This window comes from Micromonospora sp. NPDC048930 (assembly GCF_043197935.1).
Taxonomy (GTDB): domain Bacteria; phylum Actinomycetota; class Actinomycetes; order Mycobacteriales; family Micromonosporaceae; genus Micromonospora.
This window is the reverse complement of record NZ_JBICUB010000008.1, coordinates 280,397-292,532: the sequence shown is the minus strand read 5'-3', so window position 1 is coordinate 292,532 and position 12,136 is coordinate 280,397. Positions and strand designations below refer to the sequence as shown.

Sequence of the window (12,136 nt, the reverse complement as noted above, 5' to 3'; positions counted from 1 at the left end):
ACCCAAAACAGTCCCCCTCAACCGCTCGCACGGGCCGCCGCGCAGCCCGCAGGCCACCGCGGCGACGGCGCAGCAATGCCACACCGCTGCTGCACCCGTGTCGGACCCTGTCAGGGCTGACAGCGGCCTATGTCCGCACGGTGCGGAATCAACCAGTCGGCCCGCGCTCGCGGCTCAACGGTGAGGTAACGGGGGCAGGTCTCGGCTGCCGGACCGGTGCGGTTGACCACGGCGGCCGCCGCACGAGCGTAGGGTCGGTGCGTGGAAGGGGCGGGGCGTCGATACCGGTACGTCGGCCCGGCCGACGTGCGGGCGTCGGTCGCCGACGCTCCCGAGGGCTGCCCCATCCGATCACCGGCCGATCTCGACACCTACCTGGCGGCCGCGGATCCGCGCGACCGTGACGAGCCGTTCACGTACGTCATCGACCCTGCCGGTACGTTGCGGCTCGCGCCGAGACGCAGCGAGCACGTCGCCTGCGCCGGCGGTGGGGACGTCCTCGGCGCGGGGGAGATCGCCCTCGCCGGCGAACGGGACGGCTGGGTCGTGACCGAGGTGAGCAACCAGTCCACCGGCTACTGCCCCGCTCCCGTTTCATGGGCGGCGGTGGCGGACGCCCTCGACCGGGCGGGTATCGGCCACCCGGAAGGCTTCACCGCGGCGGTCGTCTTCCGGCGCTGCCTTGACTGCGGCGAACGCAACGTCGTCCGCGACGACGACTACATCTGCGCGCTCTGCGGTGCTGAGCTGCCGGAGGACGTGGCACCTCGGCTGATGGCCAGCCCTCGACCAACCAGCGCCCGCGCTGACGAACACTCCGCGAGGTAGCGCCGCTACCAGCGGGCAACCCCGCCCGCTCGGCCCCCGGGCGGTCCTGAGCCGGTGGCGCACCCGCCGGGCCCGGCTGGCTGTCAACGGTCCCCGCGCAGCTGACCCGGTGGCGCCGCCAGCGTTTGATGGCCACACCGGCGGGAAACCCGCGGATTTGCGACAACAGGGAGAGGACTTCGCATGACGTCGACCAGCCTGCCCGGCGGGACATTCGCCATGGGCGATCTGACGGTCACCCGGATGGGGTACGGCGCGATGCAGTTGGCCGGCCCGCACGTGTTCGGCCCACCGGCCGACCGCGACGCCGCCGTCGCCGTGCTGCGCGAGGCCGTCGAGCTGGGGATCAACCACATCGACACGGCAGACTTCTACGGCCCGTACGTCACCAACGAGATCATCAAGGAAGCGCTGCATCCCTATCCGGACAATCTGCACGTCGTGACCAAGGTCGGGGCACTGCGGGACGCCGAGGGCAACTGGCCCCAGGCGCTCGCCCCGGAGCAGCTCCGCCAAGCCGTGCACGACAACCTGGATCACCTCGGACTCGACGTGCTCGACGTGGTCAACCTGCGCGTCGGCGGCTTCGACCGCCCCACCCCGGGCTCCATCGAAGAGCCGTTCACGGTCCTCGCGCAGCTGCAGCAAGAGGGGCTGATCAAACATCTCGGGCTCAGCACGGTCAACGCCGAGCAGATTGCCGAGGCGCAGTCCATCGGTTCGGTCGTGTGCGTGCAGAACTTCTACAACATCGCCAACCGGGACGACGACCCCCTCGTCGACTCGCTCGCGGCGCTGGGCATCGCCTACGTGCCCTACTTCCCGCTCGGCGGCTTCTCCCCGTTGCAATCAGAGGAACTGAACGCGGTCGCCAGCCGCCTGGAGGCCACCCCGATGGCGGTGGCGTTGGCGTGGCTGCTGCACCGGTCCTCGAACATCCTGCTCATCCCCGGCACCTCATCCGTCGCCCACCTGCGCGAGAACGTCTCCGCTGCCGGGCTGGCCCTTCCCGACGATGCGCTCACCGAACTGAACACCATCGCCTGACGGGTCCCAGCACCACGCCACCTATGTCGACCACAACCACGACCTCGGCCGCCCGCATCGGACCTGCCGACGTAGCTGGCTGCTGGTGATCGGGGTAGAAGCGGGCCGCAACCAGTTGCCCTCCCGCGTCGCGGCGACGTCGGCATTCCCCATAGGGTGAGCTGGTCCGAACGGGACGGTGAGAGAGTTCGGCACAAGCGCATGAAATGATCAAGGCTGTGAGCGGGAGCTGGTTGTTTGCGGGCCGTCCGGGTGATGACGGTCCCGGTCGCGGGACGCCAGGGTGCTTCCGAGCAACCTGATCAACCGAGCTGCGCCGGCGTACTCGGGAGCAGGACGAGACGCGGGCGGAGACCCAGCGCATCAAGGGTGCCTGCGGGCGTGGCAGGCGGAGCAGCGAGCGCACGGCGTCCCGTGATCTTCCTTGCCGAACAATTCGACTCGGCGTCAGGTGTTGTCGGGTACGCCGTTCAGTGGCACCGCCAGGGTCAGCGGCCATGACAGCGCTTACCGCGCTTACTCCTGACCTGTCCCGCTTCCGCGGCGCCGGGTGATCGCAGCAGGCGCCCTGGCCGCGCTGGCTCTCGGGGTCGTCCCGGGGGCCCGTGCCGAGGCCGCCGGTGACACCCTTCCGCTGGGCGATGCCGACCTGACGGACGTACGTGCCAGCCACGCGTTGGCTGACGCCGTCACGCTGACCCGGATCGGGCGGGGGAGCCAGCCGGCGCCCGCCGACCAGATCAACACCACCAGGCGCGGTCCGTCGATCGTCAACGTGATTTAGCGAGGAGTCCCGGTCCTTCAGGGCCGGGAGGAATCGCGTCACGAGCCGGGGCGTTTCTGGTTGTCGATGTATTCGCGGATGACGGTGAGGGGTGCCCCGCCGCAGGATCCGGCGAAGTACGAGGGTGACCACAGGTGGCCGTGCGTGATGTACCGGTTGATCCGGTTGGTGAATTCCTGCCGTAGGTAGTGTGCGGAGACGCCTTTGAGTCGGTTGACCAGGGTTGAGATCGGCAGTTTCGGTGGGTAGTGGACGAGCAGGTAGACGTGGTCGTCTTCGCCGTTGAACTCCCGCAGTTGCGCGCCGAGTTTGTCGCACACGTCGGCCATGATCTGTCCACACCGGGTGAGCATGGCGTCGTCAAGCACGTCCCGCCGGTACCTGGTGACGAAGACAAGATGAACGTGCAGGTCGTAAACAACGCTGCGGCCACGGCGAACGTCTGGGTCTGGAGCCCACCGAGGCGACATAGACAAGATGGTACACTGTGGACGTGAAAATCGTGGTGCAGGTTCGGCTGTACCCGGACGCCGCTCAGAGGGCGGCGCTTCGGACGACGCTGGACCTGTGCAACGACGGCGCGAACCTTGCCTCGGCTGAGGCATTCCAGCGGCGGACCTACGCGAAGCAGGCACTCCAGCGGCTCACCTACGGGCGGTTGAAGGCGATGGGGTTGTCGGCCCAGCCGGCGATCCATGTCGCCCGCAAGGTCGCCGGCGCGTATGCCACCCTGAAGGCCAATATTCGCACCGGTAACCTCGGCAAACCCTGGTCGAAACGCCGCCGCAAGGCCGAGGCGAAGCCGATCGTGTTTCGCCGCGACGCCGCGCAGCCGTTCGACGACCGGTGCCTGTCGTGGCAGCTCGCCGACCGCACGGTGTCGATCTGGGCCGTCGGCGGCCGGTTGAACCGAGTTCGGTTCGGCTGCTCGGAGCAGCAGTACGCCACCCTAGTGGCGCACCGGCGGGGCGAGTCCGACCTGGTGCACTGCGACGGCAAATGGTTCCTGTACGCCACGTGCGACATCCCTGACGTCGAGGTGAAAGAGCCTGACGGGTTCCTCGGCGTTGACCTGGGCATCGCGAACATCGCCACCACCAACGACGGCACCCGACACAGCGGCAAGGGCTTGAACCGGGTCCGTCACCGTAACCAGCGGCTACGAACCAAGCTTCAGCGCATCGGCACCAAATCGGCCAAGCGGCTGCTGAAGGCCCGCCGCCGTAAGGAAGCCCGGTTCGCGGCCGACATCAACCATCGCATCGCCAAGCAGATCGTGACCGAGGCCGAACGCACCGGACGCGGTATCGCCCTGGAAAACCTCACGGGCATCCGCGACCGGGTACGGCTCCGACGGCCCCAGCGGGTCACTCTGCATTCGTGGGCGTTCCACCAACTCGGCCAGTTCATCGCCTACAAAGCGGCCCGGGCCGGAGTAGCGCTCGTTCATGTCGATCCGGCGTACACCTCGCAGGGCTGCTCCGCCTGCGGGCACATCGCCAAAGCCAACCGCCCCAACCAATCCACCTTCCGATGCACGTCCTGCGGCTTCGCTGAGCACGCCGACGTGAACGCAGCCCGCAACATCGCTACACGCGGTGTCGCGGACTGGGCAGCCGTCAGCCTGCCGAACGCGGCGTGACCGATGCAGCCAGCACCGACCACGATCTGCAAGCTCGACCCTTCAGGGCCGAGAAGCTGACCGCCTCCTTCTTCACCTTCACCGCCAGCCAGCTCTACCCTGGCGACCCGGTCGGACTGGGGCTGTTCGGTGGCAAGCTGCTCAGCGAGCCCACCAGCGACCCGGCCGAGGTCAACTTCGTGGTCGACGCCAACAGCAACCGGGCCCTGACCGGAAAGCTGACCTGGTCGGGCAGCGTACGGAACCGGCAGACCGGGGCCACGCTGCCGCTGGAGTTCCTCAACCACCCGCCGGTCGTGCCCGCCGGCTGCGCCGCCCTCGCCGACCAGACCCAGTGCACCCTCCCCGGCGACGTCGTCGAATTCAACCCCGAGTTCGCCTCCTCCACCCCGGCCGGCGCCGGCGTGGAGGTCGTACTCGACCGGCTCGGCTGCGTGGTGCGCACCTCGACCGCCCGGGGCACCGCCCTCGCCGCCGACCAGACGTCGCTGCAGGCCCACCGGCCGGGACGCGGCGGCCCTGCTGGACGTGACCACGCAGGGGTGCGTCAGCACCACCTCGACGCTGACCGACCAGAACGGCGAGGAACTTCCCGTGCGGCCCGGACTGTTCGGCGTGAACGCGGTCAACCTCGACGGCGGGGGATCCACGGCGATGGCCGTCGCGGGCAGCCTGGTCAACCGGCCGAGCGGTTCGACCGAGCGGGCCGTCGGCGACGCGCTCGTCTACGTGGAGGGCCCGTACCGCAGCGGGAACTGACCGCTCACGGACGTGACCCGCAGCAGCCGCCACGTCCGTGCCTGACACCGGGGTTTGGCCGGTCCGTGCGACGAATGCCGGGCCGCACCCGTACGCGTCGGCACGGCCAGAGCGTGTTCGCCCTGGCCGTGTCCGGCGCAGACGGGGGCGGAAATCGTCGAGTTCAGTCGCGACGGACCAGGACGACGTGGTCGACGAGGGTCCCCGTCTCGCCATCGGGGCCGGTGCCGGTCCGGTGGTAGGCCTCGAGCCGCTCGGTGTGCCAGCCGTCGGCGTCGAGGTCGAGCGCGGCGAGGATCTCCTCCGGGCTGGCGAAGTGGGCGTGTGGGTGGCTTTCGCGGGCCCACGGCGGCGGCGCGCCGTGCTCGACGACCAGGAGCCGTCCGCCGGCCGTGACCGCCCGGGCCGCGTTGCGCAGCACCGCTTGCCGGGAGAGTTCGAGCGGGGACTGGAGGAACTGCGCCGAGACCAGGTCGTACCGGCCTGCCGGGAAGGTCCGGGTCAGGTCGTGCCGGGCCACGGTGATCCGGGATGCCACGCCGGCGCGGGTGGCCTCGGCGGTGAGCCGGTCCAGGGCGGTGGTCGAGACGTCGACGGCGGTGACCCGCCAGCCCCGGCCGGCCAGCCAGATCGCGTCACCGCCCTCACCGCAGCCGAGGTCGAGCGCGGTGCCGGGCCCCAGGGGGTCCACCACCTCGGCCAGGACGGCGTTCACCCGGCCGCTCCACACCCGGTCGCGTTGTTGGTACAGGTCGTCCCAGTATCGGGCGGTGGCCGGGTCCACCCGGTGTGCCTCGTGCTCGATCATGTGCCTCTCCTCTGGTGGCGGCCGTCGCAGCGACCTGGCGATGGTGTGCCGCCGGGACACCAGGTGGCAAGAATCTTTGCCGGTTCGGCAAACGGTGACGGCGGGCAACCTTCTCGGGCAGGGTGGTGACCTCGCGGTGGGGGCACGACACTCCTAACCGTGGTGGACCTGCGGCTCCGCCGTGCCGAACGGGTTGTCGATGACGTACCGCCAGCGGCCGTCGGGTCCGCGGCGGGCGACGTCGGTGGCGGTGCCCTCGATGTGTACCGGCCGGCCGCCGCGATCGGTGCCGTTGATGGTCCAGTCCACGATGAGCAAGGCGATGTCGTCGGCCACGTAGACGTGGCGCGGCCGCACCTCGATCGGGAGCCCGAGGTCGAGGAACTCCTGGTTGGCCGCGCGCCGGGCGGTGCCGGTGACGGGCTGACCAGGGACGGTGACGAGCACGCCGCCGGGTTCGTAGACCTGTTCGACCGCCGCGACGTCTCCGGTGTTGAAGGCGCGGGCGAACACCGACGGGTGTCGGGCTGCGCTGTCGGTGAGCGGCACACTGGCGGGGTGGGTGCTGAGGTGACGAGACATGCCGACAGTGAAGGTGCTGTCCGCGAAGGTAACCAAACGGTGAGCGGCGGCTGGGACCGTGACCTGGTGCCGGATCAACGCGGCGCGACCCGCCGGCCGGAGTCCAGCTGCCCGGTCGAGGTCGCGCTGGCCGCGGTGGGCGGCCGGTGGACGACCCTCGTGCTGCGGGAACTGATGCACGGGCCCCGCACGTTCAGCCAGCTTCAGGCGGCGCTGCCGGACCTGAGCGCCAAGGTGCTCAGCGAGCGGCTCGCTGCGCTGACGCGGCAGCGCCTGATCGAAGCCGAACGCATCCGCAGCTTTCCGCCGCGTACCTGTTACCGCCTCACCCGGGCGGGTGTGCGGCTGCGCCCGCTGCTCGTCGAGCTCTACCGGACGGGGGACGCATTGCTGCGCGAGCGGTAGGCATCGCGGACTGGCTCGGCCGATACGAGGGCCAGGTGGCGGGACGTGGCGCCTATCGCGGGCCTGGTGTCGATGGCTCGCCGCTTGCGGCTAGCGGCGCTATGACCTGGTTGCGGGCGTGCTGGTAGATGATCGAGCTGCGGAAACCGATGATTTCTCGGCGCTTGCTGAACTTGTCCATGAGGAAGGCGTGCAGGCTGTCGACGCTGGGCACGGCGACGTGGACGAGGAAGTCGTCGCCGCCGGCGACCACGAAGACGGACAGGACTTCGGGTAGGGCGGAGACGTACTGTTTGAAGCCCTCGATGACCTGCCGGCTGAGCGGGCGGATCTGGACGTGGAGCAGGGCCTGCACGTTCCGGTTGAGGGCGGGCAGGCTGATCTCGGCGTGGTAGCCGGTGATGACGCCGCGTTCGCGTAGGGCGCGTACCCGCTCGAGGCAGGTGGATGGGGCGATGCCCAGGGTCCGGGCGAGGTCACGGTTGGATTGCCGCGCATCGCGCTGCAGATGCTGGATGATCGCCGAATCAAGTTCGTCCACGGCCGCTGTTTCTCCCTGTACGCCGAATTTCGTTCGTTGAACGATCCGTCTGACCGTTCCGATGACTAGCTTATGGCGCGTTGCCCGACCGAGTCATGGAGCTGCTGATGCGCCTGGAAACCAAGATCGTGATTGTGGTCCGCGACGGGCTCGCCCCGCCCGTCGCGACCAACGCCGCCGCCGTACTGGGGCTGAGCCTCGGCGGGCGGCTACCGCACCTGCTCGGAGCCGACGGTAAGGACGCCTCCGGCGGCATCCACGCCGGCCTGAACACCCACCCGGTCCCGATCGTCACCGCCGACGCGCGGCAGATCGCCGAGCTGCACGTCAAGGCCCAGGCGGGGGAGGACATCGTCGCCGTCGGGTTCACCGAGGTCGCCCGGCGTGCCCGCGACTACGCCACGTACCTCGACAATCTCGCGACCACGCCGGACTCGGAGCTGGAGTACGTCGCGATGGCGCTGTTCGGCCCCCGGAACCGGATCACCGCGCTCACCAAACGCTTCCCCCTGCTCGGGCAGGCCAAGTGAACCGCCCGACCACCCACCAGTTGGGACAGTCAGTCATGCCAAAGCGCTCAACGACCGTTGACGACACCGGCGCTGCCCCGCTCGTCCACGAGCAGGTCCGCATCCAGCGTGGGCGGCGGTCCGGTCTGCCGGTCATCGTGGCCGTGCACTCCACAGCCCTCGGGCAGGCGATCGGTGGCTGCCGGCTCGCCCGGTACCGGCACTGGCGCGACGCGCTCACCGACGCGCTGCGGCTCTCCGCAGCCATGACGGACAAGTGCGCTGTCGCGGGCCTGCCCAACGGCGGCGGCAAGACCGTCGTCGCCCTCCCACCCGAGGCCACCCTCGGCCCCGCCGCGCGTCGCGCGCTCCTGTACGACGTGGCGGACGTGATCGCCTCGCTGGATGGCGCGTACGCGACCGGCCCCGACGTGGGTACCGACCCCACGGACATGGCCACCATCGCCGAGCGCACCCCGTACGTCTTCTGCCGGCCCCCGGAAGCCGGCGGCAGCGGCGACTCGTCCACGCACACCGCCACCGGCGTCATGGCAGCCCTGCATGCCGTCTGTGACGCGGTGTTCGGATCACCGCAGCTGGCGGGCCGCCGCTTCGGCATCCTCGGCCTGGGCCGGGTCGGCACCCACCTCGCCAGACAACTCGCCGCCGTACGAGCCCAGCTCGTCGTGACCGACGTTGACCTCAACAAGCGACCGCTCGCCGACGAGCTCGGCGCCGCCTGGCTGGACCCGGACGACGCATTCCGCGCCGAGGTGGACGTACTCGTCCCGGCCGCACTCGGTGGCGTGTTCACCACCGAAACCGTCCGCCAGCTTCGCTGCGCCGCGATCGCCGGACCGGCCAACAACCAGCTCGACGAGCCCGCCACCGCCGACCTGCTCCACCGCCGAGGCATCCTGTGGGCACCAGACTTCGTCGTCAGCGCCGGCGGCGTCATCCACGCCACGGCCGTCGAACTGCACCACGAAACCACCGACCAAGCCAGCCACCGTGTCCTCACCATCGGTGACACGCTGGCGCGAATCCTTCAGGACGCGACGAGAGCCGGTGTGACGCCCGCTGCGGCTGCTCTGGATCTCGCCCGGCAACGTGTCCAACTGGCCGGCCGCGCCCCGTGAGTCGCGCTTGGCGACCTCACCAACTCGGCAACGCACGAAAGGTCCAGCCGATGACCGAGCCACGTCGGCGAGAGGACGTCGATGCCCTGCTGCACCGGCTCGTCTACGAGCTGAGCGAACGCGCCCGCGAACGGGACGAGGCACGCGTCGAGAACCAACGCATCAAAAACGCCCTGCGGAACTGGCAGTCGGCTGAGGCGGCACGTAGGTTCGGTCCCTGACCGAGCGTCACCGCCGACCCGCCGGATCGCGACGACGGGACTGCTTCATCGATTGACTTCTTGATATACCGGTCGTCATCGGCAGCCCCCGTACCTTCACGCCCCCGGGAGGTTTCATGTCCCCACGCAGAGTCGTATCGGCGCTGGCCGCCTTCGTGTGCCTGCTGGCTGCGGGATTATCCGTCGGTGTGGAGCCCGCCGTGGCGGTGCCCACCACCACCGCCGTCTTCAACAACCCGGTCGGCACCGCCGCGGAGAAGGCGGCGATCCAGACCCGCCTCGTCGAGCTGATCGACGGCGCGCCGGCCGGCTCCCGGATCCGGATGGCGATGTTCTACGCGACCGACGCCACCGTGCCGAACGCCCTGATCGCGGCGAAGAACCGCGGGGTCAACGTCCAGGTCATCTTCAACGACAACGACCCCACCAAGGCGCCGTACGCCGGGCTGGTGGCGGCGCTCGGCACCAACCTCAGCGCGTCGTCGTGGATGCTGTTCTGCCCGGCGGGTCGCGGCTGTATCGGCGACCGGGTGCTGAGCGGCGTCACGTCGCTCAACCACAACAAGTTCTTCCTGTTCTCCAGCACGCAGGGTGCCGCCAACGTGGTGGTCCAGTCGACGGCCAACCTGCACACCGGCCGGGACGGGCTCGGCGGGTGGAACGCCGCGCTCGTCCTGGTGGGGAACACCGGCATCTACAACGCCTACAGCGGTTACTTCGACGACCTCAAGGCTCGCGTGGTCAACAACAACTACTACGACACCGGGCGGCCCGCGGTGGCCTCCGGCAACGCGAAGATCCACTTCTATCCGCGGCAGGAGAGCAACGGGCAGCCGTACAACGACCCGAGCGAGGACACGGTCATGACCGTGCTCAACAACGTCGCCTGCTTCGGCAACTCGGTGGTGGGCACCCAGGACGGCACCCACCGCACCATCATCCGGGTCAACCAGACCATCTTCAGCCGCACGTACCTCGCCTCGAAGCTGTGGGAGCTGGACAAGGCGGGCTGCTACGTCGAGGTGGTGCAGCGGTACGACCCGGGCAGCGGCTCCGAGGTGACCGCGATGAAGAACCTCCTCGCCGCCACGAGCAGCGGCTACGGCGGGCCGGTCGTCAAGTACTACTGCGTCGGCGACAGCGTCTGGACGCACAGCAAGTACCTCCAGGTCGAAGGCAACTACTACGGCGGCGCGGACCGGACGATCACCTGGGTCGGCAGTCACAACTTCAGCTACAACTCGCTGCGTCAGGCCGACGAGACGCTGCTGCAGCTCGAGGACTCCACCGTGTTCAACGCCTTCCGGACCAACTTCCGCACGGTCCGCGACACCCCGGGAATCCGGTCCGCCGCCAACGGCGGTACGGCGACCTGCCCCTGACCAGGCGGCCGGGCCGGCCGGACCAGTTGTTGGTCCCGCCGGCCCGGCCGTACGCCATCCCGCCCGGCTGCCGGCCGACGCTCAGCGGCTCGCCTTCGCCACCAGCGGGAGGCCCTCGCGGTAGGTCGGCACCGCCGGAGCCCAGCCCAGTTCGCGCTTGGCCTTGGCGTTGGAGACGCGCATCGAGGTGGTCATCATCGCGTGGGCGTACGGGATGGGCCGCAGCATCCAGGTCGGGACCCGCCACGGCCGGCGCGCCCCGAGCTCGGCCGCGAGCGCGTCCAGGTAGTCGCCCCAGCGCACCGGCTCGTCGTCGACGATGTTGTACGCCTGCCCGGCGCGCCCCTTCTCCAGGGCGGCCACGGTCGCCGCGGCGGCGTCCTCCAGGTAGATGAAGTTGGCGAAGCCGCCGGACGAGGGCACCGGCAACCGGCGCTTGCGCACCAGGTTGACGATCATGCTGGTCATGCTGTCCTGCCCGTAGAAGAACCCGTAGCGCAGCGCGATGCCCTCCACCTCGTCGGCCGAGAACACCTGCTCCTCGGTGGAGCCGATGGCCGCCACGGCCTCGCCGAGCTTGCCGCCCACGGGCTCGGCGAACGGGGCGTCCTCAGTGATCACGCTCGGGCCGTGGTCGCGGTAGCCGTACCCGAGCACGATCGACTGGGTGAGGAAGCGGTGGGCGCCGACCGCCCGCGCGGCCGCGAGGAGGTTGGCGGTTCCGGTGGTACGCAGACTGTTCGTGCCCTGAAGCGCCTCCCGCATCTTCGTGGTGCCCAACGCGGTCAACTCGTGGATGACCGCGTCGGCCCGCACACCCCGCACGGCGGCGAGCAGGTTCTCGCGGTCCAGCACGTCGGCCACCACCGCCTCGGCGCCGGCGTTGCGCAGCCGCTCGGCGTTGGTCTGGCTGCGGCTGATGCCGACCACCTCGTGGCCGGCGGCGATGAGTTGACGGGTGAGGGGCGTACCGACGGCACCCGAGGCACCGGCGAGCAGAACTCTCATGGCTTCGGTTCCTTTCCGCAGATCTCACCCGGTAGACGAGGAACCGGTCGGGCATGTGATGACCTGACGGTGTGTCGTCCCGCACAGCCGGCATCCGCCTCGGCGGCCCCGGTCGTGTCGGGTCCCGGTCAAGCCCCTGCCGTGGCCTGCCCGAGGGCCGGCTCGTCGTCCCAGGCCAGCGAGCTCATCTTCCAGCCCGACGGGGTCCTGACGAACTGGGTCGTCTTCCTGCCCCGACCCTCGAACCACTCGCCGTTGAGGTAGCCCGACTTGCGGTACTCGCTGAACCTGTGGGCGACCGAGCCGTAGATCTCGGTGGTCTCCGCGGTCTCCCACTCCCGGAACTCGGTCAGCGTCCCGTCGGTGAGGATCTTCTCGCGAGGATCGATGAACTGGCGCAGATCGTAGATCACCGGGGTCCCGCCGACGTTGCTGATGATCATCCCTTCGGGGATGAACACCTCTTCGATCGCCTCGACGT

General features: G+C 69.6%; 14 protein-coding genes and 1 pseudogene. 10 read left to right on the top strand and 5 right to left on the bottom strand.

All coding sequences use genetic code 11. From position 1 onward, the window contains the following. Positions 1 to 261 precede the first annotated feature (261 nt). From ACGFI9_RS22875 to ACGFI9_RS22865, 3 genes are all read left to right on the top strand, one after another. Complete coding sequence (locus tag ACGFI9_RS22875; RefSeq protein ID WP_393180700.1) at positions 262 to 828, top strand: hypothetical protein; 567 nt, start codon at positions 262 to 264, stop codon at positions 826 to 828. Between the two features lie 183 nt (positions 829 to 1,011). Next, complete coding sequence (locus ACGFI9_RS22870) at positions 1,012 to 1,875, top strand: aldo/keto reductase family oxidoreductase (protein WP_393180699.1); 864 nt, start codon at positions 1,012 to 1,014, stop codon at positions 1,873 to 1,875. A 550-nt stretch (positions 1,876 to 2,425) separates the two neighbouring features. Next, positions 2,426 to 2,659 (top strand): hypothetical protein, encoded by a 234-nt coding sequence (locus ACGFI9_RS22865; protein ID WP_393180697.1) that lies wholly within the window; start codon positions 2,426 to 2,428, stop codon positions 2,657 to 2,659. Positions 2,660 to 2,697: 38 nt separating this feature from the next. Here the strand turns inward: ACGFI9_RS22865 and tnpA are convergent, their stop codons facing one another. Beyond that, positions 2,698 to 3,129, bottom strand: a complete 432-nt coding sequence (gene tnpA, locus ACGFI9_RS22860) for an IS200/IS605 family transposase (protein WP_393180695.1) — start codon at positions 3,127 to 3,129, stop codon at positions 2,698 to 2,700. A gap of 23 nt (positions 3,130 to 3,152) precedes the next feature. Between tnpA and ACGFI9_RS22855 the strand changes: the two genes are divergently transcribed. Next, entirely contained in the window at positions 3,153 to 4,301 is a 1,149-nt protein-coding gene (locus ACGFI9_RS22855) for an RNA-guided endonuclease InsQ/TnpB family protein (RefSeq protein WP_393180693.1), read from the top strand. A 56-nt stretch (positions 4,302 to 4,357) separates the two neighbouring features. Continuing rightward, positions 4,358 to 5,060: pseudogene (locus ACGFI9_RS22850) on the top strand (phosphodiester glycosidase family protein); the annotation flags it as partial. Positions 5,061 to 5,223: 163 nt separating this feature from the next. Here ACGFI9_RS22850 and ACGFI9_RS22845 read toward each other — a convergent pair. Continuing rightward, positions 5,224 to 5,868 (bottom strand): class I SAM-dependent methyltransferase, encoded by a 645-nt coding sequence (locus tag ACGFI9_RS22845; protein WP_393180691.1) that lies wholly within the window; start codon positions 5,866 to 5,868, stop codon positions 5,224 to 5,226. Positions 5,869 to 6,021: 153 nt separating this feature from the next. Further along, the gene (locus tag ACGFI9_RS22840) at positions 6,022 to 6,450 is read right to left on the bottom strand and encodes a YybH family protein (protein WP_393180689.1); all 429 of its coding nucleotides are present in this window, start codon (positions 6,448 to 6,450) and stop codon (positions 6,022 to 6,024) included. A 66-nt stretch (positions 6,451 to 6,516) separates the two neighbouring features. Here ACGFI9_RS22840 and ACGFI9_RS22835 point away from each other — a divergent pair, with 66 nt between their 5' ends. Then, a complete protein-coding gene (locus ACGFI9_RS22835) occupies positions 6,517 to 6,855 on the top strand; it encodes a winged helix-turn-helix transcriptional regulator (RefSeq protein WP_393180782.1) in 339 nt (112 codons plus the stop codon). A gap of 52 nt (positions 6,856 to 6,907) precedes the next feature. Here ACGFI9_RS22835 and ACGFI9_RS22830 read toward each other — a convergent pair whose 3' ends face one another. Further along, positions 6,908 to 7,396, bottom strand: a complete 489-nt coding sequence (locus ACGFI9_RS22830; protein ID WP_393180687.1) for an Lrp/AsnC family transcriptional regulator — start codon at positions 7,394 to 7,396, stop codon at positions 6,908 to 6,910. A gap of 107 nt (positions 7,397 to 7,503) precedes the next feature. On the opposite strand from ACGFI9_RS22830, the gene ACGFI9_RS22825 reads away from it, so the two are divergent. From ACGFI9_RS22825 to ACGFI9_RS22810, 4 genes are all read left to right on the top strand, one after another. Then, on the top strand, positions 7,504 to 7,926 hold the full coding sequence (locus ACGFI9_RS22825; RefSeq protein WP_393180685.1) for a DUF2000 domain-containing protein: 423 nt from the start codon (positions 7,504 to 7,506) through the stop codon (positions 7,924 to 7,926). 35 nt (positions 7,927 to 7,961) lie between these two features. Continuing rightward, complete coding sequence (locus ACGFI9_RS22820) at positions 7,962 to 9,044, top strand: Glu/Leu/Phe/Val dehydrogenase dimerization domain-containing protein (protein ID WP_393180683.1); 1,083 nt, start codon at positions 7,962 to 7,964, stop codon at positions 9,042 to 9,044. A 50-nt stretch (positions 9,045 to 9,094) separates the two neighbouring features. Next, a complete protein-coding gene (locus ACGFI9_RS22815; RefSeq protein WP_393180681.1) occupies positions 9,095 to 9,265 on the top strand; it encodes a hypothetical protein in 171 nt (56 codons plus the stop codon). Between the two features lie 200 nt (positions 9,266 to 9,465). Further along, positions 9,466 to 10,647: a phospholipase D-like domain-containing protein gene (locus tag ACGFI9_RS22810; protein WP_393180679.1), complete on the top strand. Its 1,182-nt coding sequence runs from the start codon at positions 9,466 to 9,468 to the stop codon at positions 10,645 to 10,647. Positions 10,648 to 10,728: 81 nt separating this feature from the next. Here ACGFI9_RS22810 and ACGFI9_RS22805 read toward each other — a convergent pair whose 3' ends face one another. Continuing rightward, complete coding sequence (locus ACGFI9_RS22805) at positions 10,729 to 11,655, bottom strand: NAD-dependent epimerase/dehydratase family protein (protein WP_393180677.1); 927 nt, start codon at positions 11,653 to 11,655, stop codon at positions 10,729 to 10,731. Positions 11,656 to 12,136: the final 481 nt, after the last annotated feature.

Coding starts and splice junctions, on each gene's coding strand:
- ACGFI9_RS22870 (WP_393180699.1), top strand. CDS start 1,012: ATGACGTCGACCAGCCTGCCCGGCGGGACATTCGCCATGGGCGATCTG.
- tnpA (WP_393180695.1), bottom strand. CDS start 3,129: ATGTCGCCTCGGTGGGCTCCAGACCCAGACGTTCGCCGTGGCCGCAGC.
- ACGFI9_RS22845 (WP_393180691.1), bottom strand. CDS start 5,868: ATGATCGAGCACGAGGCACACCGGGTGGACCCGGCCACCGCCCGATAC.
- ACGFI9_RS22840 (WP_393180689.1), bottom strand. CDS start 6,450: ATGTCTCGTCACCTCAGCACCCACCCCGCCAGTGTGCCGCTCACCGAC.
- ACGFI9_RS22825 (WP_393180685.1), top strand. CDS start 7,504: ATGCGCCTGGAAACCAAGATCGTGATTGTGGTCCGCGACGGGCTCGCC.
- ACGFI9_RS22820 (WP_393180683.1), top strand. CDS start 7,962: ATGCCAAAGCGCTCAACGACCGTTGACGACACCGGCGCTGCCCCGCTC.
- ACGFI9_RS22815 (WP_393180681.1), top strand. CDS start 9,095: ATGACCGAGCCACGTCGGCGAGAGGACGTCGATGCCCTGCTGCACCGG.
- ACGFI9_RS22805 (WP_393180677.1), bottom strand. CDS start 11,655: ATGAGAGTTCTGCTCGCCGGTGCCTCGGGTGCCGTCGGTACGCCCCTC.